We start from the raw sequence: 26692 nt of genomic DNA on the forward strand, positions 1-26692 counted from the left end.
CTCACACCGGCCCGGCCTTGGCCTGGGTAGAGCGGCCGCGCACTGCCGCGGTGACGATGACGTCGCGACCGGATTCGGTGCAGGTTTCTAGGGTGGCGCCATTCAGGGCGGCGGTATCGCCCGCGGCGGTGCAGGCATCCTCGCCAGTAGCAAGTGCCCAGGCGCCAGCGACCGCAGCGAGGTCGGCGGCCACTTGCGCCTCGTGGCGTGCGGCTACGCGCGAGCCCACCGCCGCCACGATAAGCAGCAGGCTCACGATGGCGACAATGATGCCGGCCGCAGCGATGGTGGCATAGCCTTCCTCGCCCCAGCGTTGCGGCTTACTCATTTCCGCCCACCTCGGCGGGAAAGACTGCCTCGGAGCGCATGGTGCCGATGGGGGCTTCCACGCTTACCGACGCCTTCACCAGCCCACCGCTTTCCTCCACGCTGACTTGGGCATCTTCGCGCGCGGGGTGGTATTCGACGCCGATGGCATGCGCACGCGCGGCCGCGCCCGCCATGTCCACAGCGGCGATATAGGATGCCAGCGTGGCAATAGCACCCACGATTCCCGCCGCGACCAAGACTAGGGAGCTTAAAGCTAAGGCGGCCTCGATGGTCACGGAGCCATCGTCATCAAATACCTTGTGCATTATTCCTCCTTTCTGCCGGCGGGAATGGTCCCGCCGGCTGGGGTTAGGTAGAGCTGCTAGCTGGGGGTATTAGAGAGGGCGTCGGTTATGATGCCTTCGATGGCATCCACCACGCCGCCGCCGTTGATGACCATGTAGAGCACCCCGGCAAGCGCCGCTGCTGCTAGAGAGCCCATGGCATATTCGATGGTGCTCATCCCCTCGTCATTGCGGATGAGCTGGGGATACTTAGTAAGTGCGTGCATGATTAGTGTCCTTTCAAGTGAGGTTTAGAGAAGTTGCGCGCCCAGGCTGATTACTACGGGCGCAAGGCCTAGAACGATGAATGCCGGCAGGAAGCACACCGCCAGCGGGAGGGCAATGAATACTCCTGCGCGCTCCGCCTGTGCTGTGGCGTGGGCGGATGCTTCCGCGCGCAAAGAAGTACAGATTCGATGACATCCGGCCGCAATGGTGGCGCCGGATTGGCCCGACATGATGACAAGCTGTGCTAAGTCCTCCAGCCCCGCCTGGCCCTTCATATGGCCCCACGCGGACTGCGTGGAAACTCCAACGCCTAGCAGCGCGGAGACGGTCTCCCACAGGTCCTGCGTCTGAGCGTCCGCGGTGCGAGCGACCGCGGTGGCGGCTCCGTGCACGGACAGCCCTGCGGCCAGGCACGCTGCGAAGAGTTCGACGTCACCTGCTACTACCAGCGGGTCCAGCGGTGCTGCGGGCTTGAGCTTGCTTATCAGTCCCCCACGCGCTTTCGGGCCATCGCGCGGGGTCTTGGCGGTGGTCTCAGTCGCACTGGTAACTGCCAGCCGGCCAGTGTGCGGTGGGAGGCCAACGAGGGCGGCCAAGGCCACAAAGATGAGCGGGGTCATGCAGCCGCCTTCCGAATAATGACGCGCGACCAAGCGAAGCCGCCGCAGGCCAGCGCCACGCCTACCACGAGAAGGACACCGCCCAGCCCGCCGCCGAAAAGAAAGCCGAGCGAGTTAGCGCCCATGGCCCCGCCCATGGCGATGCCGGCTATTGGCAAGCACGCGAGCACCGTGGCGGTCGCTTGGGGGCCTTGCAGACTAGCGGAGGTGGATTGCTGGTGGCGTCGAGAAGCATCGAGGCGGCTTTGGGCTTGGTCGAGCAAGCTGGCCACCGCAATACCGTGGTAAGTGGAAAGCTCCAGCAGGTGGCCTAAGCGGGAAAGCTCCGGCAGGGCCTTTGTATCCTCCGCATCCGTGAGCGCCATGTGGGGCGGCGCGCCACGCGCAGCGAGGGCGGCCGTTGCTTCCAGTGCGGCGGATACCTCCCGCGGGGTAGTTCCCGGCAGGGCCTCCACCCCGCGGGCAAGTGCCCCAGCCAGGGTCGCCCCTGCCCGCAGGTCCGCGGTGACCACTCCCAAATAGGCGGCCAGCCCTTCGTGGCCGCGCCGCTGCGTACGCGCGGCCACGAGGTCTTTGGTGTACCAGGACACGCACCAAGCGATTATGGCGGCGGCGATAGCGATGCTGATGCGACCCACTGAGTAAAAGACCAGGCTGCCGCAAAATACCGCCCCCAGGATGACCACGGAGCTGGCTCGTGTCTGGCGCGTTGCGGAAGCTAGGCGGCCGGTGATAGAGGGCGCGGGCAGGAGCAGTGCGGCGGCGAGCAGGAGGAAACTAAGCATGGCTGGTCTCCCCGGCGCGCTCGCCCAGAAGTTGTGCGGAAAAATCCGCAAAGCCATCCGCCGGTCCGTCTTCGGCACTCCAGATGATGCGCGGGGTAACCGGGTTTCCCTCGAGCACGCCAATATGGGCAAGGCGGCGGCCCTGCGGGGTGCGTTCCATGGTCAGCACCATGTGTACGGCCGCTGCCAGTTGTGAGTGCAGTGCCACGCGGTCCAGGCCGCCAAGGGCGGCGAGGGCCTCCATGCGGGCGGGGACTTCAAAGAGCGAATTGGCATGGAGCGTACCGGCGCCGCCGTCGTGTCCGGTGTTGAGGGCGGCGAGGAGATCGACCACCTCGCGGCCGCGGATCTCGCCTACCACGATGCGGTCTGGGCGCATGCGCAGCGCTTGTCGGAGTAATTGTGACATCGTGACCTCGCCGCTTCCCTCCGCGTTGGCCCGGCGCGAGACCACGCTAACGCAGTGTGGGTGGTGCGGGGAGAGCTCGGCGGTGTCTTCGATGACGAGGATGCGTTCGCGCTCGGAGACGGTTCCCAAAAGTGCGGATAGCAAGGTGGTTTTGCCGGAGCCGGTTCCACCTATAACCAGGAATGAGACTCGCTTGTCCACCACAGCGCGCAGCAGCGTAGCGATATCTTCTGGCAGCGTGCCGTTGTCTACTAGTTGGGGCAGGGTGGTCTGGGCTTGGCGCAGTACGCGCAGGCTCAGGCAGGTTCCGGCCACCGCAGGCGGGCTCAGCAAGGCATGGACGCGCAGGACGACGCCATCAGGGCGGCTAACGCGGCCATCGGCATAAGGTTGAGCATCATCGAGGCGCGTGCCGGAGGCTGCCGCCAGCCGGCTGGCCAGTTGGCGGACTTCGCCATCATCGCGGAAGGTGATGTCAGTGCGTTCGAGGCCCTCGCCGCGGTCCATGAATACCGCATGCGGCCCGTTAACAACGACATCGGTAACCCCCTCTCGCCCCAGCAATGCATCAAGCGGGCCCATTCCGGTGGCGTCCTGGCGCAGGCGGCGTAGTAGGTCGAGTACCGCGACGTCACTAATCACGCCGGCTTCTGCGCGGATGCGCCGAGCCAGGGCTGCCGCATCATGCACCAAGTCGGGCTCGGCGGCGATGATACGCTGCATCTTTTCCAGCGTCTCCTGTGCTACTTTCTGCTCACTCACGCGCCTACCTCCTCGAGGACCGCGTGTGCAGCCTTGCGCAAGGGTGCCGGGAGGCCCTGCGGGAGGCCGCCTATTTCCACCGCGCGCGTAAGGCCCCGGGCCGTTGGCAGTTCTGCCAATACCGTGCTGTGGATGATGCTTTCTACTTCCGCCGCGCTTAACGACGCCCACTGGCGTTGCCGCAGCACCACCACACAGCTGCGCCGCGCGGCCCCGAAGCGCGCAATAAGTTGCGCGGCCGATGCAGCCGAGCGCACTTCTGCGGCCACCACTATGACCACGTGGGTACACGCATCCGGAACGGTCTCCGGGGTGCAATCCACCACGCATAGCCCTTCGCCCGCGTGGGCCGCGCCCACTACTCGCGCGAGCAGGTCCTTTTCCAGACGAAAGGGATCCGCGACGGTACTGCGCGCGGTCGAAAGCACCGCTACCCCATCCGGCGTAGTGGGCAGCGCGCGGTAGAGATCGGCGGCATCGATACTGCCATCGCCTACGGTAAGCTCCGGCCAGCGCGCCCCCGCTTCGGCTTCTACGCCAAGCAGGAGGTCGAGGCCACCGGAGTATGCGTGGGCGTCGATAAGCAGGGCGCGCCCATCCGCAGCGCACTGGGTGCGGGCCAAGGCGGCCGCGAAGGTAGAAGCACCCACCCCGCCGCTCGCGCCAACCACGGCGATGGTGGCGCTGCCCGGTCGCGTCTCCTGCGGGGTGCCCGCCGCAGCAATGCCCGCGAGCAGCTCCTTAACCTGGGCGGGAATGATAAAGGCGCTCTCCGCGTGACAGGCTAATGCCGCTTCATAGTCAATCGGTCCAGGGTCCGCGGCAAGGAATAGTACTGGCACAGGCGCGGTGTGGGGGCGTTGCGCTGCCGCCACCACGCGGGCCATGAGGGAATCAACCAGGACCGCAAAGGCGCCTGGCAGACTGCGCGGGACGTCGCGGGGATCGGTTACGGTAAGCACATCGTGGCTGGTAGCAGCCGCGGCATGGATAGCCTCGGCGCGCAGTGCTTCGTCACCGACGGCAACGACGATGGCAGCGGAATCAGGATGTAATGCGTTCATGCCTCATAGCCTGAAGCATCCGTGCAACCGCAGCGAGGGCTCTCCGGTGGCACTGTGGATAACCCGCGATAAGTCACCGTGTGACCCTGATTTGGTTGCCACTTCAACTAAAAACCTGTGGATAACCTCGTATCACATGGCGCTAGATATAGGTGACGGCCCGTGCATCGGGGGGTGTGCGCACGGGCCGTCAGTAACCCGGCCTCGGGGGGGTGAGCCGGGGCAGGCCGCACAGTATATCGGGGCCTTGCACGCATTATTATGACATGTTCGCCACCCAACCACAACAGCTAACAGCAGTTTTTCAACGGCCATGGCGCTGACCTGCACCGAATGCGTGTTCACTACTTTATCCCCCGCACGGGCTGCCAATCCCACATTATTGACACGCCAACCACAATTAACTGCAGCCACTTCTACACCACTAAGCACGAAGGGCGGCTACACTCGGCAGCACACCATGACGAATTCCCGCGAATCCTTTCCTCCCCGCCCCGCTAGCACGAGTTGCGCCGGCGGCGATCACGCACGCACCGCGGCGTTTTTCGATCTCGATAAAACCATCATCGCCACCTCCTCGGCCTATGCCTTTGGCCGCGAATTTTTGCACAACGGGCTCATCTCCCCGGCCGAAGCACTGCAGCTCTCCCTGGCGAAAGCCAGCTATATGTTTTCCGGCCTCTCCAGCGAAGGCATGGACGCTAGCCGCGATCAGCTCACCACGATGGTCACGGGGTGGTCCGTGGAGGAAGTGCGCTCCATCGCCCGAGACACCATGCACCACGTGGTCACTCCCTCCATCTATGCCGAGGCCCGGGAACTTATCCGTGCCCACCGCGCCGCGGGCGACCACGTAGTCATTGTCTCTGCCTCCGCTGCCGTGCTGGTAGACATCATCGCGGAGGAGCTCGGCGTCGAGCACGTCATCGCCACCGAATTGGCAGAAAAAGACGGACGCTTTACCGGCGAGGTGCTCTTTTATTGCAAGGGCCCGCATAAGGCGGAGGTACTAGAGCGCACTGCCGCTGCAGCAAACATTGATCTTAATGCCAGCTATGCCTATTCGGATTCCGCTACGGATATCCCGATGCTGGAGAAGGTTGGCCACCCCGTCGCGGTCAACCCGGACAAGCAATTAAAGCGCCACGCCATCAGCCATGAGTGGGATATTCGATCCTTTAAGGACCCAGTGCCGCTCCTGCCTGCGCCATCCGCTAAAGAAATCGGAATCGGCGCCTCCGTGCTGGCGGGGACCGTGGCGGCTATCGGCGCCGGGCTGTGGCTTGCCCAGCACCCTGACCGCCCCAGCTTCCCCAAGCGCGGGCCACGGCATACCTCTTAAGCGGCTCGCGCAATCGCGTCGGCCTCTGCACCACCGGCTGCCCAGGCAGCGAGGTGGGTAAGGAGGGCGTCGGCAAGCGCGGTGCGGTAATTATCCACCGCATCGGCATACTCAGCGCGGTGGCGGGTGTAGTAGACCTCGGGTACGGCGAAACCGCGCGGGTCAAACCCCGTATGCACAGCGGCAAGGCGAGAAGCAACGCGGGCGACGAGACCGCTGCGAGGGCCGAAAAACTGCCCTGCGGCTATCTCGGCATGGACCACGCTCGGTAGAAGGAGATCAAAGGCGGGACCATTACCTTGGGCGATAAGCCGGCCCAGCCCTTGCAGCCGCGCGCTTTCACCGGTGGGGATACCGGTGCCACCGGCCGCGACGTCAATGCGCGCTAGAACCTGCAGCGGCGCTCGGGCAAAGGAGCGCACCGTGGTGTCCAAGAGCTCCGGCGCGGCCACAGAGTAGGCGCTTACGGCGCTGGCCAACGGCCCTTCTTCCACATTCTCTGGGCCCGGATGTGGGGGGATGGCGTAACCATCAAGCGCCACGCTAGAACGGGCGCCGCGAATAAGGGACTCGGCGGAAATGACCTCAAACTTTCGCAATCCTGCAGGTCGGCGGTGTGCACGGGCAATGGCAGCGGCGGCTTTTTCTGCACTTTCTTTCACCCCCGGCAGGCGAAACAGCGGGGATAACGCGTCAATTTCTGACATATACATTAGGATAGCCGTGGAAGTCCCTACGTATGCGTGGCACCATGGGAGAATAGTGATTCCATTATTATTAGGGACATTACAAGGTTTAGATAAACGCGAGGAGAATTAATCGTGAGCAACGATGGACTGTATACCGACGGTACTGATCAATTTGCACCGAAGGTGAACTCGATCCCATTGAGTGACGTGGATACGTCCTCGTCCGAGACCTCGGTAGGCCAGCTGGTCTCCAACGCCACCGAGCAGATGTCCCAGCTCGTACGCTCCGAGGTGGAGCTGGCTAAGACCGAACTGGCAGAGTCCGCAAAGAAGGGTGGAATTGGTGCTGGTCTCTTCGGCGGCGCTGGCACCATCGCGCTGTATAGCTCTTTCTTCTTTTTCTTCTTCTTGGCAGAGCTCCTCGCCATCTGGCTGGACCGTTGGGCAGCGTTCCTGATCGTCTTTTTGATCATGATCGTCCTCGCCGGCATCTTGGCCTTTGTTGGTCTGAAGAACGTCAAGCAGGTGAAGGCGCCGCAAAAGACCATTGACTCCACCAAGGAGCTCAAGAACCTGGTTCCGGGCAAGGCACAAAAGTCTCTGGACCGAAAGACCACCCACGGCCTCTACACCTAAACCGGCAGGCGCCACGCACACGCAGCACGCCACGCAGTCGTGCTCCCCTCTATCCGCCCTAGCTAGCCTGGGGCGGATTTTGTGTACTTTCCCCTATCCTCTACCGTTTCTGCCCCAACTATAGAAAGGCGGCACCATGGCCTTTGCACCCCTGCCTCCCTCAACGGTGGAGCTGGAGGGACCTTATGCGCATGACTTCGTCCATACCCGCGGCATCCGCCTGCACGTGGCCACGGCGGGAGAGAGCACGCAGCCACTAGTGGTACTCATCCACAGCGCCTTTGGTGGGTGGTTCGACTATCAAGACGTCATTGCGCCGCTTGCACAGCGCGGTTTCCACGTCGCGGCGGTAGATATGCGCGGCTTTGGCATGTCCGATAAGCCACCTATTGATGCGGGGCAAGATATTCGTACCTTGGTGGGCGATATCAGCGGGCTCATCCAGGCCTTGGGCCATGACGACGCCTTTGTGGTCGGTGCCGATACCGGCGGCGCGGTGGCTTGGTGCTTAGCCGCTGAGCGCCCCGAGCGGGTGCGCGGCTTGGCTTCCATCTCCGCCGCCCACCCGGTGGATCTGCGCCGAGCGATTGCCGCCCGGCCGTGGGATTTTGGGTGGATTAACCTGCGCTCGCTGCTGTGCCGCCTACCCCGCGTTACCCGCGCCCAGAACCTGCTACTTAGCCCGCGCGCCTACCGCAAGGAGTTGGAGCTGGATACGGGGCCTTCGCTTAACGGAGCCACCTTTGACCGCATCCTCGATCTACGCCTGCGCGCCTCCCGGATCGGCAGCGTTCGGCGCGGAATCTTGTGGAACCACCGTATGCGCACCGCCGTTGTCCCCCTGAACTGGGTGGAACTGACAGTGGAACGACCCGTCCTTTTCATCCACGCCCAACAACGGCTGTGGAACCCCGTGGTCCGTCGCGCCGCCTTGCGCGCCCGCCACGGTTTTACCGCCACGACCGTGCCCGGTGCGAAGAACCTACCGCACGTGGAAGCACCAGCGGAGTTCGTCTCTACGCTGGGGGCGTGGCTCCAAGAAAATAGCTAATGGGCCACGCACTCACCGGTATCGACCGGGTGGTTAAGCTGCGCGACGTCCCCGATCTGACTGTTGACTTCATCAGCGGTGAGCGCATAGCCCGTCTCAGAGTCATCCACCGAGGCGCCAAAGACCACGCCTAGGACCTCGCCAGCCGTATTGACCAGTGGGCCGCCGGAATTTCCTTGCTGGATATTGCCGCGAACGGTGTAGGAATCGCGCTCCACATGCCCGTGGGAGTAAATATCCGGACCGGAAATGGTGATGCGATCGCGCACACGTGCCATCTCGGCGTCGAAAGGCCCGGAATGCGGGAAGCCCATGACCATCGCATCATCGCCCGTCTGGGCCGGGGTCTGGGCCCACGGCAGCGGATCGATGCCGAGGTCGCGCGAATGCAACACCGCCACGTCCACGTCCGGGTTGTAATAGACCACGGTCGCATCCTTAAGCCCCAGCTTGGTATCAAGGCGCACGGTCTGCGTGCCGGCCACCACGTGGGCATTGGTGATCACGTAGTCATCGGCTACCACGAAGCCGGAACCCATGAGGCGGCGGGAGCACTCTTCGGCGTCGCCAAGCACGTGAATGATGGAGGGCCGCATGCGGCGCACCAGCTCCGGATCCTGCACGTCTGGGTCCGGCTCTTTTACTTCCTCATTGCTAATGGAGTTTTGCCAGGGCGAAACCAACGGCGGCAGGCCGGACTCATTAAGCATTGCCGCCACGCCATTGGGCAGCGCCGCTACCCGCGCCGGCGCGGCCGAGTTGAGGTTGCCCAAGATACGCGAATCGCGCAGGCCCTGACCGGCCGCACCACCCAAGTTGGTGGCCACAGGGATAGAAATCAGCCAAATAACCACCAAGGCGGCAAAGGCTTGGAATACCGCACCCACCGCAGAATCGAGGCGCTGTGTCTTGCGCGCCTTCATGCGGTCGCGCACGCTGCCGCCCAGAGAGGAGCCGATGAGCTGCCCGATGCCCACGAATAGCACCAAAATTCCTACCAAGAGCAGCAAGCGCAACGAGGGCTGATCCACCAGGCGCAATGCGGCAGGTGCCACGGCAATGCCCAGCACTACCCCAGCACCCACTCCGATGGAGGCCAAAACTGCCGCGAGGGCACCATTGCGCCACCCACTAAGTAGCGCCAACAGGACGGCGACCACAATCAGGCCGTCAACGATAAGCGCAGGAGTCATGGCTATGGATTCTTTCTATTGGAGGTTAAGACGTACACGTACCGCGGCACAAGCGGTTAGGACATCTTCTCATTATTGCGGGAGTTTGTGAGGGAGTCACGCAGGTCCATGACTGAATTATTATCCCAAGGAACGCTCCACCCAGAGTGTTGCAAGAGAGCCGAAAGCACGCCGGCGGTAAACCCCCAGATGACATAGCCATTGGCATGAAATGCTGGTCCTTGCCATTTTCTAAAGCCCACCACGAAGCGATTGCGTGGATCGACCAATTCCCGGATGGGAACGAGAAAGACATCATCGGTTTCATCAGGGCTGGCGGGATAGACCTCCCCCGGCTGGTTCCAATGCGCCAGGATCGGGCTCACGGGATTGCCGGTGGCACGGATATGCAGTTGGCTCCACTGCTCTAATGGGGTCACGGAATTACGCTGCAGGTCCGTTTCTTCCCAGGCTTCCCGCAGCGCAGTATCCACTAGCGAGGTATCACCGGGATCTCGGCGGCCGCCCGGGAAAGCAATTTGTCCGGAGTGAGAACGCATGGACGGCGAGCGGTGTGTGAGCAAAATGCTGCCCTCCTCCGCGCTTTCGCCGCTAAGTAGCATAAGCACAGCCGCCTCCCGTTTGACCGGCACCTGCGCAGTAGTGCCATTGAGGGACGAAGCCTGCCGGTTGCCTATGAGCTCTTGCACCTGGCTCGGATCTACCCCCAACGCTGGCTTGAGCCATTCTGGTGTGCACTCGGGACGAAGTTGGCTCATGCCGCAATCGCCTCTTTCACGGCCCGTTCAATCTCCGCTGCGGAGCTAAAGGGCTGCGCAAATTGCTTGCGCACTTCGCCGTCCTTGAGCACCACTGTCACCGGAACTACGCCTGGCAGGCTCAACTGACCGGCAAATTTATTATCCGCATCCTGGAAGCTCGGCAGATCCACTCCCACGTCATTCAAGAAAGCTGCACCGTTTCCCGCGTTCTTATCCGCGTGCACACCCACGACCTGCCAGTCTGGGTGCGTCTCCGCCACCTTTTGCAGATAGGGAAGCTCCGCGCGGCACGGCTCGCACCACCACGCCCACACGTTGACCACGCTCACACCTTCATCGGCACGCTTTCCGGTGGCCTTACCGCCCAAGCAATCCAGCTCTACCCCAGCTACGGTGCCGGCTGGACAGTCTGGACGCTGCGGGACTTCTTGCGGAGCAGCCTCGGTTGGCACTGCCTCCTCGGCTTCGTCCCCACCCCGCAATTGCGAGACCCCCACTACCGCGATAACGGCAATGAGGATCGCGGCAATCACCGTGCCAAGGACGTAGTTCTTCATGCCTTAAGCCTAGCGCCCACTAGCCGCTGGACACATATCCCGCAGCACGCATGCACCGCACTCCGGCGTGCGCGCATGGCATACCTGGCGCCCATGAAAGATGACGCGGTGAGAAAACATTGTCCACTCTTTTTCTGGCAGGAGCTTGGCGATGTCCCGCTCAATCTTCAGCGGTGTCGTCTCTCCCGTGAGCCCAAGCCGCTGCATAAGGCGGCCGAAGTGCGTATCCACCGTCAGCCCCGGAATCCCAAAGGCATTTCCAAGCACCACCAGCGCGGTCTTACGCCCCACGCCGGGCAGGCTGGTGAGCTCCTTAACCGTGCGGGGAACCTCGCCTTGAAAATCTGCCACCAGCTTCTCCCCTATGCCCAAAAGGTGTCCCGCCTTAGCTCGTTGAAAACCCAACGGGCGCAGGATGCGCTCCAGTTCCGACCGCTGCGCTGCTGCATAATCCGCGGCCTCGGGGTAGCGGGAGAAGAGTTCAGGGGTCACCGAGTTCACGCGCTCATCCGTGCACTGGGCAGAAAGCACCGTGGCTATCAAAAGCTGCAGCGGGGAGTCATAATCCAAGGCACAACGCGCATCTGGATACTCCTGTGCCAAACGCCTATTTATCTCCGGTGCCCGTAGCTCCGGCGCGCTGGCCGCTGACAGTGCTGAATTCATGGCATAAAGCTTAGTAGACTAGGAAAACATGATTTCACTTGTGATTCTGGTACCGCTTGCGATCGCCCTTTTCGCCCTCCTGATGGAAAAGCTCGAGGCAGTTGTTTTCGCTGACTAAGCCGCAAACTCGCTGGCCGGAGTTGTGCCTCTAGCACGATCAGAGTTTCTATAGTGTGACAAAAATTCACTGAAGTACCAAAAGTGACCAATTACACTGTAAGATGAAACGCGTTACACAGTGACCCCGCTTGTTCCGCATTGTCGAGTGCATGAAAGACCGCACCCAGATGTGGCGCAGGCGCATCTATGGACTTTCGTAGTCGACATCCAAGGAGTAAAACGTGGAAGGTGTACAGGACATCCTCTCCCGCGCCGGAATCTTCCAAGGCGTTGATCCCGTTGCAGTGCAGCACCTCATCGAGCAGATGGAGACCGTGCGCTATCCGCGCGGAACCACCATCTTCGACGAGGGCGAACCTGGTGACCGCTTGTACATCATCACCTCGGGCAAGATTAAGCTCGCTCGCCACGCCCCGGACGGCCGCGAAAACCTCCTGACCGTCATGGGCCCATCCGATATGTTCGGCGAGCTGTCCATCTTCGACCCGGGCCCGCGCACCTCTTCCGCAGTATGCGTGACCGAAGTTCAGGCGGCCACCATGAACTCCGAGCTGCTCAAGAAGTGGGTTGGTGACCACCCCGAAATCGCACAGCAGCTGCTACGCGTCTTGGCACGCCGCCTGCGTCGCACCAACGCCAACTTGGCCGACCTCATCTTCACGGATGTTCCCGGCCGCGTGGCAAAGACTTTGCTGCAGCTGGCCAATCGCTTCGGCGTCCAGGAAGGCAGCGCCCTGCGCGTAAACCACGATCTCACCCAGGAAGAGATTGCCCAACTGGTCGGCGCCTCTCGTGAGACCGTCAACAAGGCGCTCGCCACCTTTGCCCACCGCGGTTGGATCCGCCTCGAGGGCAAGTCCGTGCTCATTGTCGATACCGAGCACCTCGCCCGCCGCGCTCGCTAAGTAAGCGCGAGCTCGCCACACCCCCGCTTAAAGCGGGGGTTTCGCTGGTTTTCGCCCCCCTTTGCCCAGCATTACGTGAAGGCCAGCCCCACTTCCCTGGTGCACCAGCGCAGGGGCTAAAACAATTAAGCCCCTTTTCCTACTAGGAGGAAAAAGGGGCACATAGGAGATACGGCTTATTTAGTCTTGCCGTCCAAATACTTCAGCGCGGTGCGAGTGGACTGCTCCGCAGCGTGGCGCAGTACCGGATCCACATCATCGTACATCTCGTTGACCAGGGTATTCAGATCTACATCCTCACCCAAGCGGGAGCGGATCTCCTTAATCTGATCAAGGCGGTAGTGGCGGCGGTCGATATACTTGCGAGCTACCTGGGACGTGTCATCCAAATCTGGGCCGTGCCCTGGGAACAACGCGATATCCTTACCGCGCTCCTCTAGGGTATCCAAGGTGTGCAGATAGTCGGCCAAGTTTCCGTCCGTCTCCGAAAGCAAAACGGTGTGACGGCCTGCGATGGTGTCACCGGAAATAATGCCTTCGAGACGGGAGTTTCCTACTTCACCGCTCCACACAAAAAAGCAGGTGGAGTCCGCGGTATGGCCAGGGGTGTGAACAACCTCGAGGCGAGGGGTGATGCCGTCGAGGGAGATATGCTCACCATCCTGCAGCGCCTCGGCACCGTTGCAGTAACTCGGATCGAATGCGCGGATGGGGGCGCCGGTCATCTGCCGCAGGCGCTGCGCGCCAGATGCGTGATCATCGTGGCGGTGAGTAATCAAAATCAATGCCACCTCACCTGCGTTGCGGTGCACAACGTTGAGATGGCCTTCATCCTCTGGACCCGGGTCTACGACGATCGCCCGGGAGTCTTCAGCGGCGCGAATAATCCACGTATTCGTCCCCTCAAGGGCGGTGTAGCTGGGGTTATCACAAAGGACTACGCCAACGGATTGGCTGACGAGACGCAATTGACTATATGCAGGGTGCTCCATAGTTACTAGCCTATCCGATCAAGCAGCAATTTCTACGATTAGTTCGATCTCTACCGGCGCGTTTTTAGGCAACGCAGCCACACCAACGGCGGAGCGAGCATGCGTTCCGGCATCCCCAAAGACTTCACCAATGAAATCCGAGGCGCCATTGATAACTGCTGGCTGATCTGCATAGCCCGGATCAGAAGCCACGAACCCCACAATCTTTAGCACGCGGGAGATATTATCTAGGCCCACCTCAGCATCGATGGCGGCGAGCGCATTGAGCGCCGCGATACGGGCCTGTTCTTGGGCTTGTTCCGTAGTGATTTCGGCACCAACCTTGCCGGTCAGCGGCAAGGTTCCCTCCACGAGGGGAAGCTGACCGGAGGTCCAGACCTGATTTCCTACGCGCACGGCCGGCACATAGGAAGCTAGCGGCTTGGCGACGCCCGGTAGCTCGTACCCCAGCTCCCGCAAGCGAGCATGAAAGCCCATTTACTCTGCCACCTCGCGCTTGAAGTAGGCCACGACGTTTTCTGGGTTCGGGCCAGGGGTGACGGTAACCAGTTCCCAGCCGTCTTCACCCCAAGAATCGAGGATCTGCTTCGTAGCGTGGGTAAGAACAGGTGCGGTTGCGTATTCCCATTTAGTCATGGGTCCCATTCTAACTATTAAATACGCCCCACGCCGTCAAAATTCTTAAATCCCGACGAGTTCGCCGCCCTCAGCCAAGTAGTGCGCCCAATCCGTGATGTGAGGGTTCTTGCGCAGCAATGCACGGCGCTGACGCTCGGTCAGCCCGCCCCAAACACCAAACTCGACGCGGTTATCCAAAGCATCGGCACGGCATTCGGTCAACACCGGGCAGTGGCGGCAGATGACCGCCGCCTTGCGCTGTTCTGCACCGCGCACAAAGAGGGCATCCGGGTCACCCTTACGGCATTTAGCCTGGGTAACCCACTCACCACGCTCGGGATTTCGGGCTGTATTAGACATTCCAGCAGTCTTCACACGAACGGTCATGGGTGAGTGTGCTCCTTCCCAGACGGAATACTATGTAACGCGCCTAAGTCTATTCACCCAGGTAGAAGATTGTCTAACACGTCACACTTTAGGGGGTGCGAGTGATCTTCCACCCACCGAGGGCGACCACGTAGTGTATGGGGCGTGACTGTCATCAAATCTTTGGCCAAGATAGCCCTGTCTACGGTCTTGGTAGGCGCGCTGATCGCCCTGGCCCTTGCCCCCTTCGCGGGCATTTCCGGGGTAGCGATTGCCCGTACTAACGAAACCATGCAATCTGACCTGCAAGATCTGACGGCCGGAAATATCCCTGGCGTCACCACCATTAGAGATGCCAAGGGCAAGGACATGGCCTATGTCTTCAGCCAGCGCCGCCACCCAGTGGAGGGCAAGAAGATTTCTAAAGCCATGAAAAACGCCATCGTCTCCATTGAGGACGAGCGCTTTTATGATCACGAAGGCGTAGACTTCCAGGGCAATTTCCGCGCACTGTGGACCAACCTGACCTCGGGTGGTGTCTCCCAGGGTGCTTCTACCATCGATCAGCAGTACGTAAAGAACTACTTGCTGTTGGTTTCTGCTACCACCGATGAAGAGCGTGCCGCGGCCACCGAGCAATCCATAACCCGCAAGCTGCGCGAGATGCGCATGGCTACCAAGATGGATGAGGAGTTAGATAAAGATGACATCCTCACCAACTATCTCAACCTGGTGTCTTTTGGTAACCATGCCTATGGCGTCGAGGCCGCAGCCCGCACCTATTATGGCACCCACGCCTCTGAGCTCACGGTGCCACAAGCAGCAATGCTGGCGGGCATGGTCCAATCCTCTGAGCGTCTCAACCCCTATACCAACGCCGGCGAAGTAACCGAAAGGCGCAATCTCGTCCTGCAATCCATGGCGGATAACGGCTATATCAAGCAGCAGGAAGCGGATAAGTATAAGGGGGAAAAGCTGGGCGTCGGCAAGAAGCCCCAAACGCTAGCCAATGGCTGCATCGGCGCGGGTGACCGCGGTTTCTACTGTGATTATGTCCTGAAGTACCTGGATAAGAAGGGCATTAGCGAAGAACAGCTGGCGCGCGGTGGCTACACCATCAAAACCACGCTGGATCCAACGGTGCAAAATAAGGCCCTTCAGGCCGTGCAAAGCCACACCAACCCGGACGCCCCGGGCGTGGCGGAAGTCATGGACGTCATCAAACCCGGTAAATCGGATCGCAAGGTGCTGGCCATGGTCTCCTCCCGTGACTATGGCTTGGACTTGGACAAGAATGAAACCATCCTGCCGCAGCCCTATTCCCTGGTAGGCAACGGCGCCGGCTCCGTGTTTAAGGTCTTTACCGCCGCGGCCGCGCTTGAGGCAGGCTATGGCATTAAAAACACCGTGGATGTGCCCACCCGCTACGAGGCGGAAGGCCTTGGTCACGGCGGCGCCGCCGGCTGCCCGGCGGACCGCTACTGCGTGGAAAACGCTGGCGCCTATAAGGCCACCATGACGCTGCAGGAAGCACTGGCCCACTCGCCCAATACGCCATTTATCAAGCTCACCGAGCAGGTAGGCGTAGCCCCCATCGTTGATATGGCCGTGCGCTTGGGCCTGCGCTCCTACGATGACAAGGGCAGCTTTGATAAGGACACCTCGATTGCCCAGCACACCAAGGAAGCCAATTCGGGTTCCTTTACCCTGGGCCCAGACCAGGTCAACCCGCTGGAGCTAGCCAATGTGGGTGCCACGCTGGCCTCGGATGGCAAATGGTGTGAACCCAACCCCATCGCCCAGATCACCGATAAGGAAGGCAACGAGGTCTACCTTAAAGAAACCCCGTGTGAGCAGGCGGTGGATAAGGACGTGGCCCGCGCCATGAGCAATGCTTTGTCCGAAGATGCCAAGCAGGGCACGGCCAAAGATGCCGCCCAGGCGGCCGGCTATTCCAGCCCTATCGCGGCAAAGACCGGCACCACCGAGTCCAACCAATCCTCTGCTTTCTTGGGATTCAATGAGGGCATTTCCGCCGCTCCTTATATTTATAACGACGGCACCTCCACCGTCCCGCTGTGTACTGGCCCGGTGCGCCAGTGTGCGGGTTGGGGCAACCTCTACGGCGGCTTGGAGCCGGCGCAGACCTTCTTCAGCATGGCCTCCCAGCTGCCGATAGCAACCAAGGCTGGTCTGCCGAACTACAATAAGAAGTACGATAACGGCACCACGGCCGATAAGACCCTAGATGGCCTGCGCGGCAAGTCCGAGGCCGAGGCGCGTCAGGCCTTGGAAGCTAAGGGCTATGTGGTCAAGACTTCCCGCGTCATCGGCGGCGATGTGCCTTATGGCCGCGTAGTTCGCGCCATTACCGGCAAGGATGGCAAGAAGAAGGGGGCAGAAATTACGCTGCAGCTTTCCGACGGCGCCGGGGCCTCCCAATCTCCCTCCTCCGGCGTGGCCGATGCTAACTCCACCGGCACACAAAACAGCACCGGCGGCGCTAATACCGACGGTGCTACTAGCCCGGGCCGCTCGACTGGCGGCACAGGCGGTGACGGTGGAGGGGGCGGATTCTCGCCGGAAGACTTTGGCATCCGCCAAGAGGACATCGATAACTTTGCCAACGATATCCGCAGCCTGCTTGGCCGCTAGGCTCCGCCGCCCAGTGTGGTCTCGCCCGCTCTAGCTCAGCTGGGCTTTGACCTCAGCGGACAGGCGCTTGCCGTCCGCTTGGCCGGCGGCCTTGGCATTGGCCACCTTCATTACGGCGCCCATCTGCTTCATGGTGGGTGCTTCGCCGTTTTCGGCTTCGACCTCGGCGATGGATTCCTTCACCAAGGCCTGCAGCTCGGACTCGTCTAGCTGGCGGGGCTGGTAGGCCTCGAGGAAGGGGACATCAGCAAGCTCGGCTTCAGCCAACTCCGGACGCCCATTTTCCTCATAGACCTCGGCGGACTCGCGGCGCTTTTTGATTTCGCGCGCAATTACCTTAAGGATATCGGCGTCCTCCAGCTCGTGCCGGGAGCCGTTAGTCTCCTCGGCCTGGATGGCGGCCAGCAAGGCACGGATGGCGCTGGTGCGCTGCTTCTCCTTCGCCTTCATTGCGGTTTTCAGATCTGCACGGATGGTTTGTTTTAGCTCGCTCATGCCTATCAATGTACGCCAGGTAGGGTGGTAGCCGTGAAACTTTTACGTATTCTTGGCGGCCTCACCGCTGCGGGCCTGGGCGCCGCAGCATGGGGCTATAGCGAACTGACCAAATTCGAGCTCAAGGAATATACGCTCCCTCTCCTGCCCAAGGGCACTCTGCGTGGCAAGCCGGAATTTCGGTTGCTCCACCTTTCTGATCTGCACATGATCCCGGGCCAAGAGACCAAGATTGCCTGGGTCTCCGCCCTCGACGCCCTGGAGCCGGACCTCGTAGTCAACACCGGCGATAATCTCTCCGATCAGCAGGCCGTACCCGATACGCTGCGCGCTCTCGGTCCGCTGCTGGCCCGCCCCGGCCTCTTTGTCTTTGGCACCAATGACTACTGGGCCCCGCGTCCGGTCAATCCCTTCAAGTATCTGCTGGGCAAAAAGCGGGAGCCTTCCTATGTGGATCTGCCCTGGCGCGGTATGCGCGCCGCCTTTATGGAGCACGGATGGCGCGATGCCAACCAGGCTCGGCATGAGTTTAAGGTGGGCAACGTCCGTCTTGCCGCCGCCGGCGTGGACGATCCACACCACGATCTGGATGATTACTCCGAAATCGCGGGTCCTCCCAACGAGGATGCTGATTTGTCCCTGGCCCTCCTCCACGCTCCCGAACCCCGCGTGCTGGAGAAGTTCGCGGCCGACGGCTACCAACTCTCGCTCTCTGGTCACACCCACGGCGGCCAAATTTGCCTGCCGGGATCCCGTGCACTGGTAACCAATTGCGGCATCGACCGCGACCGCGTGCAGGGGCTCCACGATTTCGGCCCGATGAAAATGCATGTCTCCAATGGCTTGGGCACCTCCAAATTTGCCCCCGTACGCATCTTCTGCCGGCCCTCCGCCACGCTGCTAAAAATCACTGAGGTGGACTAAACGCAACCACCTGCCGTTTTGTTGATTGCGCTTAGCTTGCGTTAAAGTATCGAGGTACCGCTTTTCAAGGCGGAACGCCGGGATATGGCGCAGGTTGGTAGCGCGCTTCGTTCGGGACGAAGAGGTCGCAGGTTCAAATCCTGTTATCCCGACCATGAGCCCGCAGCTGTGCTGCGGGCCTTTCCTTTACTAGGCCAACATTCCCATAAACAGCGCCGCGGCCACCAAGATGGCGGAAAATAGCCACGCAATGGGGAAAGCCAGCTTGAGATATTTACCCATCTGGCCTTCCGCTAGCCCCAACGCCAACCATAATGCGGGTGAGAACGGCGAGACGAAGGTGCCCACCACGTTACCAATGATGAGCGCGCAAGCCGCACCCATACCGCTGACCCCAAAGCTTTCCACGGTTCCCTGAACAATAGGAAGAACTGAGAAGTAATAGGTATCCGTCGAGGTCAACAAGTCAAGCGGTACACCAAAGAAGCCCACAATAACGTGGAGATGCGGCGCGACACCCTCCGGCAAGACGTTAACTAGCGTCAGGGCGATTTCTTCAAGCATCTTCGTTTCATTGAGAACGCCCAAGAACATGGCCGCGGCAAGAATGACGCCCGCCATGGCCAATGCATCAGGCGCATGGCGCCGTAGGGCCTCGCCTTGTTCCATGGAACCGCTGAAATTAATGGCTAGCGTGATAGTAGTGGCCACGAGGAAGGCTGGGGCGGGCGGAACTACGCCCGATAGCAGAGCCACTAAGACCGCAAGGGCTACGACAACGTTGACCACGGTAACCCAGCGTCCCGTGCGGAAGTGGTAGCCCAATTTATGTTGTTCACGTACCTGTGCAGCAGCGAATTCATCGGCCAATTCATTCACGTCTACTGCCGTGCCGCCTGCTATTTCGCCGCTTTCGCGCAAACCCGCTATGCGGCGCTTTTCCCGCCACCCCAAAAGCGCAGCCAAAACGAAGACCAGCACAATCGCTACGCCCTGAATGGGCAAAAGTTGCACCCAGATGGCATTGGGCTCTTGATCGACTACGGCGCCGGCCCGGCCAAGCGGGCCGCCCCAAGGAACCATATTCATTATGGAGGCGGCCATCGCCACAATGGTGATAAGCACGTAGCGCGACATATTCAGCGCACGATAGAGCGGGAGTAGCGCGGGGATGGTGATAAGGAAGGTGGTAGAACCAGATCCATCGAGGTGCGCTACTACGCCGATCGCCGCAGTGCCCAACGTTACGGCCATGATTTTTCCGCGGGTAGCCTTGATGAGCGCGCGGATAACCGGAGTAAATAGGCCAACATCTTGCAATATGCCAAAGAAGATGATGGCAAAGATAAACATCACCACAACGTTGATGACGGAACTTAAGCCTTCACTGAAAAAGTCAGATATTTCGCCTAGACCAAATCCACATACTAGGGCACCAACTACAGGCACCAATGTCATGGGAATGATGGGGTTTACCCGTCCGCGAATTAAAATTCCCACCGTCACGAAAATGACCAAAAGGCCTACGGTCGTAAGGCCGAGCGGGGTCTGCATAGTGCTCCTTTACAAGTTGACGTCCCGCCGTGCCGCACGTGACACAGATAGACGGGGTGTGACTCAGATTAAACCCTGGCCACCGGCAGCACTACCACTACCTCAAAAAAATTCACACCACTTTGAATTGAATTGTCTATAGATAAGTGTCGTCAAAAAGGTATGCAAAGCGTGAAAACTACCCCACCCCGATAAAACGGCGGCCGTTGTGCACGGATTCTTGCGCAGAAAATGCAGATAAATACCCCATATATGGGAAACGACGCGGTGCCCCTACAGCGCCGCGTCGTCCCTATTCCCTATCACTCACAACGGATTGGAGAAACCGTTTGCCTACCCCCTAAGTAGGCTTTGTGAGCAAGACCAACTGTAGCATTCACACAATGCAAACGGTAGCGGACACCAAGATTCCCAGTTTCCACCAATATTTTTTATTCTTAGGTCTGCATTTTCAGACCTAATTGACCGAATCTTTAGTTTTTACTGTGGACAAGGCCCACCATTTTGCACTTAACCCAACGAGAGTGACAGCCAACAATACCGCAATCCCAGCCCAGAGGACGGCTTGTTCGCCTTCGTTGCCCGCCACCGTGACAGCCGCGGTAGTCCAATTCAGCGGCAAAAGATTAGAAATAACTTGCCATACCTTAGAAACCCCGGCAATTGCGGCGGATTTCCACAACCAGCCCACCAGTGCGGTCTGGCCGATGCCAAAGAGTGCCGCAAGAATACTGCCGGCAGTAATACCGCACAGGCCTAGCAGGCCACGCGTAATGGCCGTCATAGACAGCGCGCCCAGGAGAAGCGCCACCCCAGCCCAAGCCGCCGCCACGGGAGTAATACCAGTGGCAAGCACGAAGAGGAGGATTTCCCCGATGGCCACCGCAGCCAGCGTTCCGCCAGCCACCATTAGCCAAGGGCGGAACCCTACGTGCCAGGCCACGCCAGCTGCTGCACCTGCGAGCAAGACCAAGGCGGAGATCAGCAGCGCCACAATAGGACTCAGCAAATGCGTCGGGCCTTGGGATGCAGTATGCACCGGCGGCAGGGCACGCTGAATATCGCCCACGTTCGTCTGATTTTGGGCCGCCATGCCGGAGAGCTTGCCGGCGCCGTCGTCAAGCTTGTCCACGCCTTCCTGCGCCTCACCGACGCGCTTGCTAAGCTCCGCTATACCCTCATTGAGCTCTTGCGCGCCCGATACCGCCTGATTCACGCCATCGTGATAGGCGTAGCCATTGACTGCCAACTGATTGGACAGATCGCGCGAGCCGTCCTTGAGCTTCTTGAGCTGGCCAGTTACCGAATTATCCAGGCGGAAACTATTCACCCGCGCGCGGAGATCACCCAGCTGCGCGCGAATATCCTTCGCTTCTTTGGATTTATTGCCTTCTAGATCGTGCATCGTGCCATCGATGGCCTGCAGGATCTGCCCCTGGACGGCCCCGAGGCCGACCACCTGGTCCACAGCGCCACCTACGCCATTGGCCAGCTCCGTGGCGCCGCCACCGAGCGTATTGGTTCCAGACTGCAGCTGATTGAGGCCGGATACCAGTTCTTGGGAGCCCGTCGCCAGCTTGTCGACGCCCCCTCCAAGCTCATCCGCCCCCTTGTTGAGCTCCCCCGTGCCGTCGTCAAGCTGCTTGGCGCCCGATTTAAGCATGCTTGCCTGTGCCTGGGCGCGGCTGGCTGCTTCGGCGGCTTCTTTCACCTCTGGAGAGGAAGAATTTTCCCGTGGCGCGCCAAACGGCTGCGCGGCGCTAGACCAAGCATGGGCAGGTTCCCACTGCGCGAGGCCCGCCACCGTAGCTCCGATAACCAACGGCAGGGCAAGCAAGAAGATCAAGAGGACGCTGCGCCACCGGGAGGGAGACGCAGCGTCTGGGGAAGCAAGGCGTGAGGTCATGGTAATGAACCTATCCTTGCAGGTCACTCCCCTGCTGCAGGCGCGCCGAGCACCCCACATTGCCGATTACTCTAGAATATATGGCATGCCCCACATTTATTCCCTAGCTCCTTCCCGTTACCTTGCCACCGCGGCCTTCGTGCCGCTGTGCTTTGGCCTTGTTGCCTGCTCCAACGACGCCGATACGTCCGCAGAACCCGAGTTTTCCGATGCCACTGCTCTTAGCTCCTCCGCCGAGGAGACCTCCTCCGAAGAAGCCACGAGTGAGGCCACCACGTCGGCAGCCGCAGAGACCACCGCCGAGGCTGAACCTACTTCCGTAGAAGCAGCTCCCTCCTCATCCCCCGCAGAAGCAGGCGATAAAGAGAGCGAAGACCAGGCCGCCGCGCCCGCCGATACAGGCCAGGGCGATTGCTCCCCAGAAGCGCTACAACCCACGGCCCCCAGCATGACAAATATCCGAGTCAGTGACTGCGATGGCCAATGGGCGCGCTTCGGCAAGGACAGCACGGACTGGACGGCTTGGGCGCGCTACGACAATGGCCAGTGGGTAGCCATTGAGCCCATTGGCGAAGCCACCTCCGGCATGACCGCCCCGTGCTACGACGTAGACAAGTGGGCCGCCGAGGGGGCGCCCGCTTTCCTTACCGAAAATATGCGCCGCTGCGACTAGCCGCACAGCATAACTTCGCCCCCGTACCGCGCTTTATAACTGCGCGATACGGGGGCGGAGTTTTTAGTGCGGAGGGACTGCCGCGGAAGGATTACTTCTTCTCGGCGTAGACCTCACGCACGCGCTGGCCAAGGGCTGGGTGCACCTTAGTCCAGTAGTCGTAAACGCGCTCCTCGGTTTCCTCAGATACACCTGCCATAGCATTGGTGATATTGGTAACCAAGCGCTCCTTGGCGGCGTCATCATAGACGTTTTCGTACAAGTCGCGCGCCTGCACGAAATCATCATCTTCGGAGTGGCGAACGTACGGTGCACGCACCAGATCGCCGCCGTAGGACTCCGGATTGATATAAAGCTCCGCCGCGGTGGTGGTCTCGAGCTGGGAGCGGTCATTCACAGCGGCGTCGTCAAGCACGCCAGTACCCTTTTCATAGCGGTTCGGCGAGTACACCGGATCCTCCGGGGCATTGAAAAGGAACTGCATGCTGCCCTCGTGCTGATAAGTATTGACCTCATCCACATTCTGTGGCTGGTTGACCGGCAACTGCTGGTAGTTCGGGCCAATGCGGTAGCGCTGCTGGTCAGCGTAGGCGAAAACGCGTGCCTGCAGCATCTTATCTGGGGAGAGGCCAACACCCGGCACGATATTGGATGGATCGAGCGCCACCTGCTCAATCTGCGCAAAGAAATTGCGTGGGTTGCGGTTGAGCACGAAGTAGCCCACATCGTGCAGCGGGTAATCCTTCTTGGACCAGACCTTGGTTAGGTCGAAAGGATTAAAGCGATAGTTCTCCGCCTCATCCAGCGGCATGATCTGTACCTTGACGTCCCAGACTGGGTAATTGCCCTCCTCGATGGCGTTGTAGAGGTCCTCGCGGTGGCAATCCGGGTTCTGGCCGGCGGTCGTGGTGGCCTCCTCGTCGGTGAAGTTCTCTACGCCCTGGCGGGTCTTAAAGTGGTACTTCACCCAGAAAGCCTCGCCTTCTTCGTTGACCCACTGGAAGGTGTGGGAGCCGTAACCATTTTGGTGGCGGGTCGACTTCGGCGTGCCGCGGTCACCCATGAGGTAGGTGACCTGGTGGGCAGACTCCGGGTTGCGGGTCCAGAAATCCCACTGCATATCCGCATCGCGCAAACCATTGGTGCCCAGACGCTTCTGGGAGTGGATGAAGTCAGGGAACTTCTGGCCATCGCGAACGAAGAAGACTGGGGTGTTATTGCCCACGATGTCCAGGTTGCCTTCCTCGGTATAAAAACGCAGCGCAAAGCCGTGTACATCGCGCCAGGTATCCGGGGATCCCTGCTCACCGGCGACGGTGGAAAAGCGGCCCATCATCGGGGTGACGGTGCCCTTCTGGAAGACCTTGGCCTTGGTATAGGCGGATACATCTTCCGTAATGTGCAGCTCACCGAAGGCGCCGTGGCCCTTAGCGTGCGGGGTGCGCTCCGGCACGCGCTCGCGGTTGAAGTGGGCAAGCTTTTCAATGAGGTGGATGTCATTGAGCACCACTGGTCCCTGCTGGCCAGCAGTCACCGAGGTGTTCTCGGAAGGAACTGGTTGGCCAGACGGGCGGGTGGTATTGCCCTTGCCAGCGGGGCGCTGGCCCTTGTTCAGGATGTCATCAGCGGTGAAATCAGTCATTTTGCCTCCTGGCAATCAGTGGATATGTACCACCAGTGTGGCAAAAGAATCACCGGTTGTCAGGGGTCTAAAAGGAGTGTAGGGGCTACTGGTAGATTCATTCAGGTGACTCACCACTCCGCAGCAGATGACGCCCGCGTCACCGACCTTGCCCTTCGGGCCGGTCGCGGTGACCGTGCGGCGCTGACGGAGTTTATTAGGGCTACCCAGGATGATGTGTGGCGTTTGCTAGCGCATTTAGGCGGGCCGGAAGGCGCCGACGATCTCACCCAAGAGACCTATCTGCGCGTGATCAGCGCCCTGCCACGCTTTGCGGCCCGGTCCTCGGCACGCACGTGGTTGCTGTCTTTAGCCCGGCGGGTGAGGGTGGATAATATTCGCCACGATATGGCCCGGCCGCGCAAATCTGCCACCGAATACGAAGACGCCATGGGTGCGGCACCAGAAGAGTCCACGGCATGGAGTGAATGGATAGATGCCCGCGCGCTTATCGACGCCCTCCCGGCCGACCGCCGCGAAGCCCTCATTCTCACCCAGGTGCTGGGCTACACGTACGAGGAGGCGGCCAAGATTGCTGGCGTGCGGGTAGGTACTATCCGCTCCCGCGTCGCGCGCGCCCGCAAGGATCTGATCGCAGGGACAGGTTAATACCCCCATACCGGCCCCTTGAGGCGGCGAGATAATTTCACCTGCAAATTGTTACGTTCTGGTTACCTTGCACCCCAAGAGCCCCAGTTTTTGGCATTTAGCTGCAGATTGAGCACCAGACGCTGGGTGAAGGAGGCCACAATTAGGGCGATTCTTGCCCGAAGTATTTGTCCAATGTGTGGTTTATTAGATCTGTACACACGTGATAAATCGACCGTCGATCCGGGCCCGCGCGATCCCAATGCCGGGCCCGGCGCGTGTGAGTAAGAGAGTTTCTCCCTTTCATGTTAAAACGCGCAATCGGAATTTCCATGGCGTTTATCGGCGTCGTCGTGGGCGCGGGTTTCGCTTCTGGCCAAGAAGCTATGCAGTTCTTCGTGGCCTTTGGCAAGTGGGGCTTGTGGGGCATCGCCCTAGCCGCTGGCTTGATGATGATCACCGGCGTGTCCATCCTGCAGCTCGGCTCGTATTTCCAGGCCGAGGAACATACCGCTGTCTACGACAAGGTCGCATCGCCGTTTACCGCCAAGATTTTGGACTGGTCCACCCTGGTGACCCTGTTCGCCATCGGCTTCGTCATGTTCGCCGGCGGTGGTTCTAATATCAATCAGCAGTTCCCGTCCATACCTGTATGGGTAGGCGCCACCGCGATGCTGATTCTGGTACTGCTCGTCGGCCTGATGGATGTTGACCGCGTGACCGCAGTCATCGGTACCATCACCCCGTTCATCATCATCTTCGTGGTGCTTGCCACCGGCTATACCATTGTGAACGCGGACGTAGACTTCTCCGCTATGAATGACTGGGCGGTTAATAATGTAGATACCTCGCTGCCCAACTGGTGGCTATCCGCGCTGAACTACACCGGCCTGAACGTGATGACGGCTGTGTCCATGTCCATCGTCATTGGCGGTAACTTCCTAGATAACCGTGCAGTGGGCATTGGTGGCCTTATCGGTGGCTTGCTCTACCTCATCCTATTGGCCCTGCTGGTCTTCGCCCTGTTCTTCGAAGCTAAGGACGTCAACGGTCAAGATATGCCAGTGCTGGCATTAATCACGGGCATCCACCCGGTACTGGGTGTGCTCATGACCTTTGTTATTTACGGCATGGTCTTTAATACCGCTATCGGCATGTTCTACGCGCTGGGCAAGCGCTTGACCCGTAATAATCCTAAGCGCTTCTACCCTGTCTACGCTGTTTGCTGCATCGTCGGCTTCGTCCTGTCCTTCGTGGGCTTCCAGACGCTGGTCAGCAATGTCTACCCGATCTTGGGTTACTTGGGCCTGCTGATGATCGCGGTGATGGTCTTCAACCGCATCAAGAACGGCAGCAAGCTGGCCGATGAGTCCGACCGCCGCATGCGCGCACACGAGCTGGTTTCCCGCCGCCTGGATCCGCGCAAGCGCTTTACCAAGAAGAATGAGCGCGAGCTGCGCAAGCTGGCTGCGGCGTCCAATATGGAAACCACCGAGTTCGTCACCAATATCGCCGAAGAGATCCACGAAGAGCTCGAAAACGATGAGGATCTCGATTACGACCGCGAAGATCCGGAGCCATCCGTGACCTACGTGCAGCACACCAAGCCGGAGGTTCCGTCCTCCGATAGCGACCTTGACTTTGGCAAGAAGGATGCTGCCGCTGATAGCGGCAAGGCTACGGGCACCGCCAAGCCAGTCTCTGAGGACTAGCCTTCTCGCCCACGTCAATCAAGATAAAAGCTCGGCGCCCTCCTTATCCCGTAACGAGGAAGGAGGGCGCCGAGCTTTTTGTGTAGC

At 60.3% G+C, this 26692-nt stretch carries 29 protein-coding genes and 1 tRNA gene; 10 read left to right on the forward strand and 20 right to left on the reverse strand.

The window, feature by feature from the left end; genetic code table 11:
- Position 1 precedes the first annotated feature (1 nt).
- The 7 genes from MHK05_RS03350 to ssd are packed head-to-tail and all read right to left on the reverse strand — an operon-like array spanning position 2 to position 4521.
- The gene (locus tag MHK05_RS03350) at positions 2 to 328 is read right to left on the reverse strand and encodes an Rv3654c family TadE-like protein (RefSeq protein ID WP_023020427.1); all 327 of its coding nucleotides are present in this window, start codon (positions 326 to 328) and stop codon (positions 2 to 4) included.
- A complete protein-coding gene (locus MHK05_RS03355; protein WP_023020426.1) occupies positions 321 to 635 on the reverse strand; it encodes a hypothetical protein in 315 nt (104 codons plus the stop codon). Before MHK05_RS03355 ends, MHK05_RS03350 begins: the two co-directional genes overlap by 8 nt.
- Positions 636 to 691: 56 nt before the next feature.
- Positions 692 to 880 (reverse strand): DUF4244 domain-containing protein, encoded by a 189-nt coding sequence (locus MHK05_RS03360; RefSeq protein WP_023020425.1) that lies wholly within the window; start codon positions 878 to 880, stop codon positions 692 to 694.
- A 24-nt stretch (positions 881 to 904) separates the two neighbouring features.
- Positions 905 to 1501, reverse strand: coding sequence for a type II secretion system F family protein (locus tag MHK05_RS03365; RefSeq protein WP_239204817.1), 597 nt, complete (start codon positions 1499 to 1501; stop codon positions 905 to 907).
- Positions 1498 to 2286 carry a type II secretion protein F gene (locus MHK05_RS03370; protein ID WP_239204819.1) on the reverse strand — a complete coding sequence of 263 codons (789 nt, stop codon included), beginning with the start codon at positions 2284 to 2286 and terminating at the stop codon, positions 1498 to 1500. Before MHK05_RS03370 ends, MHK05_RS03365 begins: the two co-directional genes overlap by 4 nt.
- A complete protein-coding gene (locus MHK05_RS03375; protein WP_239204821.1) occupies positions 2279 to 3457 on the reverse strand; it encodes a TadA family conjugal transfer-associated ATPase in 1179 nt (392 codons plus the stop codon). Before MHK05_RS03375 ends, MHK05_RS03370 begins: the two co-directional genes overlap by 8 nt.
- Positions 3454 to 4521: a septum site-determining protein Ssd gene (ssd, locus tag MHK05_RS03380; protein ID WP_239204823.1), complete on the reverse strand. Its 1068-nt coding sequence runs from the start codon at positions 4519 to 4521 to the stop codon at positions 3454 to 3456. Before ssd ends, MHK05_RS03375 begins: the two co-directional genes overlap by 4 nt.
- Positions 4522 to 4981: 460 nt before the next feature.
- On the opposite strand from ssd, the gene MHK05_RS03385 reads away from it, so the two are divergent.
- Complete coding sequence (locus MHK05_RS03385) at positions 4982 to 5863, forward strand: HAD family hydrolase (protein WP_239204825.1); 882 nt, start codon at positions 4982 to 4984, stop codon at positions 5861 to 5863.
- Here MHK05_RS03385 and MHK05_RS03390 read toward each other — a convergent pair.
- On the reverse strand, positions 5860 to 6576 hold the full coding sequence (locus MHK05_RS03390; protein WP_023020418.1) for a hypothetical protein: 717 nt from the start codon (positions 6574 to 6576) through the stop codon (positions 5860 to 5862). The two genes, MHK05_RS03385 and MHK05_RS03390, sit on opposite strands and share 4 nt — an antisense overlap.
- Before the next feature lie 108 nt (positions 6577 to 6684).
- Here MHK05_RS03390 and MHK05_RS03395 point away from each other — a divergent pair, with 108 nt between their 5' ends.
- The gene (locus MHK05_RS03395; protein WP_023020417.1) at positions 6685 to 7188 is read left to right on the forward strand and encodes a phage holin family protein; all 504 of its coding nucleotides are present in this window, start codon (positions 6685 to 6687) and stop codon (positions 7186 to 7188) included.
- A 136-nt stretch (positions 7189 to 7324) separates the two neighbouring features.
- Positions 7325 to 8239: an alpha/beta fold hydrolase gene (locus MHK05_RS03400; protein ID WP_239204827.1), complete on the forward strand. Its 915-nt coding sequence runs from the start codon at positions 7325 to 7327 to the stop codon at positions 8237 to 8239.
- Here MHK05_RS03400 and MHK05_RS03405 read toward each other — a convergent pair.
- From MHK05_RS03405 to nth, 4 genes are read right to left on the reverse strand one after another with little or no spacing between them, the layout of a single operon-like run.
- The gene (locus tag MHK05_RS03405) at positions 8236 to 9432 is read right to left on the reverse strand and encodes a MarP family serine protease (RefSeq protein ID WP_239204829.1); all 1197 of its coding nucleotides are present in this window, start codon (positions 9430 to 9432) and stop codon (positions 8236 to 8238) included. The two genes, MHK05_RS03400 and MHK05_RS03405, sit on opposite strands and share 4 nt — an antisense overlap.
- Before the next feature lie 56 nt (positions 9433 to 9488).
- Positions 9489 to 10190 carry an NUDIX hydrolase gene (locus MHK05_RS03410; RefSeq protein ID WP_239204831.1) on the reverse strand — a complete coding sequence of 234 codons (702 nt, stop codon included), beginning with the start codon at positions 10188 to 10190 and terminating at the stop codon, positions 9489 to 9491.
- Positions 10187 to 10750 (reverse strand): TlpA family protein disulfide reductase, encoded by a 564-nt coding sequence (locus MHK05_RS03415; RefSeq protein WP_023020413.1) that lies wholly within the window; start codon positions 10748 to 10750, stop codon positions 10187 to 10189. The genes MHK05_RS03410 and MHK05_RS03415 overlap by 4 nt, the downstream gene beginning before the upstream one ends.
- A gap of 9 nt (positions 10751 to 10759) precedes the next feature.
- Positions 10760 to 11416, reverse strand: coding sequence for an endonuclease III (gene nth, locus MHK05_RS03420; protein ID WP_023020412.1), 657 nt, complete (start codon positions 11414 to 11416; stop codon positions 10760 to 10762).
- Between the two features lie 341 nt (positions 11417 to 11757).
- On the opposite strand from nth, the gene glxR reads away from it, so the two are divergent.
- Positions 11758 to 12441 (forward strand): CRP-like cAMP-activated global transcriptional regulator GlxR, encoded by a 684-nt coding sequence (gene glxR, locus MHK05_RS03425; RefSeq protein WP_005323128.1) that lies wholly within the window; start codon positions 11758 to 11760, stop codon positions 12439 to 12441.
- Positions 12442 to 12617: 176 nt separating this feature from the next.
- Here glxR and MHK05_RS03430 read toward each other — a convergent pair whose 3' ends face one another.
- Genes MHK05_RS03430 through MHK05_RS03445 form a run of 4 tightly spaced genes read right to left on the reverse strand, consistent with a single transcriptional unit; the run spans position 12618 to position 14438 of the window.
- Positions 12618 to 13433: an MBL fold metallo-hydrolase gene (locus tag MHK05_RS03430; RefSeq protein WP_200288356.1), complete on the reverse strand. Its 816-nt coding sequence runs from the start codon at positions 13431 to 13433 to the stop codon at positions 12618 to 12620.
- An 18-nt stretch (positions 13434 to 13451) separates the two neighbouring features.
- Positions 13452 to 13910 carry a RidA family protein gene (locus MHK05_RS03435; protein WP_023020409.1) on the reverse strand — a complete coding sequence of 153 codons (459 nt, stop codon included), beginning with the start codon at positions 13908 to 13910 and terminating at the stop codon, positions 13452 to 13454.
- Positions 13911 to 14069, reverse strand: a complete 159-nt coding sequence (gene sp36, locus MHK05_RS03440; protein WP_005323131.1) for a Sp36 family protein — start codon at positions 14067 to 14069, stop codon at positions 13911 to 13913. It lies immediately after the preceding gene.
- Between the two features lie 45 nt (positions 14070 to 14114).
- Positions 14115 to 14438: a WhiB family transcriptional regulator gene (locus MHK05_RS03445; RefSeq protein WP_023020408.1), complete on the reverse strand. Its 324-nt coding sequence runs from the start codon at positions 14436 to 14438 to the stop codon at positions 14115 to 14117.
- A gap of 144 nt (positions 14439 to 14582) precedes the next feature.
- Here MHK05_RS03445 and MHK05_RS03450 point away from each other — a divergent pair, with 144 nt between their 5' ends.
- Entirely contained in the window at positions 14583 to 17072 is a 2490-nt protein-coding gene (locus MHK05_RS03450) for a transglycosylase domain-containing protein (protein ID WP_239204833.1), read from the forward strand.
- Between the two features lie 30 nt (positions 17073 to 17102).
- Here MHK05_RS03450 and MHK05_RS03455 read toward each other — a convergent pair whose 3' ends face one another.
- Positions 17103 to 17567 carry a GatB/YqeY domain-containing protein gene (locus MHK05_RS03455; protein WP_239204835.1) on the reverse strand — a complete coding sequence of 155 codons (465 nt, stop codon included), beginning with the start codon at positions 17565 to 17567 and terminating at the stop codon, positions 17103 to 17105.
- Positions 17568 to 17600: 33 nt separating this feature from the next.
- Here MHK05_RS03455 and MHK05_RS03460 point away from each other — a divergent pair, with 33 nt between their 5' ends.
- Complete coding sequence (locus MHK05_RS03460; protein WP_023020405.1) at positions 17601 to 18491, forward strand: metallophosphoesterase; 891 nt, start codon at positions 17601 to 17603, stop codon at positions 18489 to 18491.
- A gap of 78 nt (positions 18492 to 18569) precedes the next feature.
- Positions 18570 to 18646 (forward strand) — tRNA-Pro (locus MHK05_RS03465).
- A gap of 34 nt (positions 18647 to 18680) precedes the next feature.
- Here MHK05_RS03465 and MHK05_RS03470 read toward each other — a convergent pair.
- Together MHK05_RS03470 and MHK05_RS03475 are read right to left on the reverse strand one after the other, a co-directional pair.
- Positions 18681 to 20045, reverse strand: a complete 1365-nt coding sequence (locus tag MHK05_RS03470; protein ID WP_239204837.1) for a CitMHS family transporter — start codon at positions 20043 to 20045, stop codon at positions 18681 to 18683.
- A gap of 457 nt (positions 20046 to 20502) precedes the next feature.
- The gene (locus MHK05_RS03475) at positions 20503 to 21951 is read right to left on the reverse strand and encodes an ABC transporter permease (RefSeq protein ID WP_239204839.1); all 1449 of its coding nucleotides are present in this window, start codon (positions 21949 to 21951) and stop codon (positions 20503 to 20505) included.
- Positions 21952 to 22036: 85 nt separating this feature from the next.
- On the opposite strand from MHK05_RS03475, the gene MHK05_RS03480 reads away from it, so the two are divergent.
- A complete protein-coding gene (locus tag MHK05_RS03480; protein WP_239204841.1) occupies positions 22037 to 22624 on the forward strand; it encodes a hypothetical protein in 588 nt (195 codons plus the stop codon).
- A 91-nt stretch (positions 22625 to 22715) separates the two neighbouring features.
- Here MHK05_RS03480 and MHK05_RS03485 read toward each other — a convergent pair whose 3' ends face one another.
- Positions 22716 to 24266 (reverse strand): catalase, encoded by a 1551-nt coding sequence (locus tag MHK05_RS03485; RefSeq protein WP_200288362.1) that lies wholly within the window; start codon positions 24264 to 24266, stop codon positions 22716 to 22718.
- Positions 24267 to 24371: 105 nt separating this feature from the next.
- Here MHK05_RS03485 and MHK05_RS03490 point away from each other — a divergent pair, with 105 nt between their 5' ends.
- Positions 24372 to 24914 carry an RNA polymerase sigma factor gene (locus MHK05_RS03490; RefSeq protein ID WP_239204843.1) on the forward strand — a complete coding sequence of 181 codons (543 nt, stop codon included), beginning with the start codon at positions 24372 to 24374 and terminating at the stop codon, positions 24912 to 24914.
- A gap of 284 nt (positions 24915 to 25198) precedes the next feature.
- Complete coding sequence (locus MHK05_RS03495; protein ID WP_239204845.1) at positions 25199 to 26605, forward strand: YkvI family membrane protein; 1407 nt, start codon at positions 25199 to 25201, stop codon at positions 26603 to 26605.
- Positions 26606 to 26692: the final 87 nt, after the last annotated feature.

The organism is Corynebacterium nasorum, from assembly GCF_022347325.1.
Lineage (GTDB): Bacteria > Actinomycetota > Actinomycetes > Mycobacteriales > Mycobacteriaceae > Corynebacterium > Corynebacterium kefirresidentii.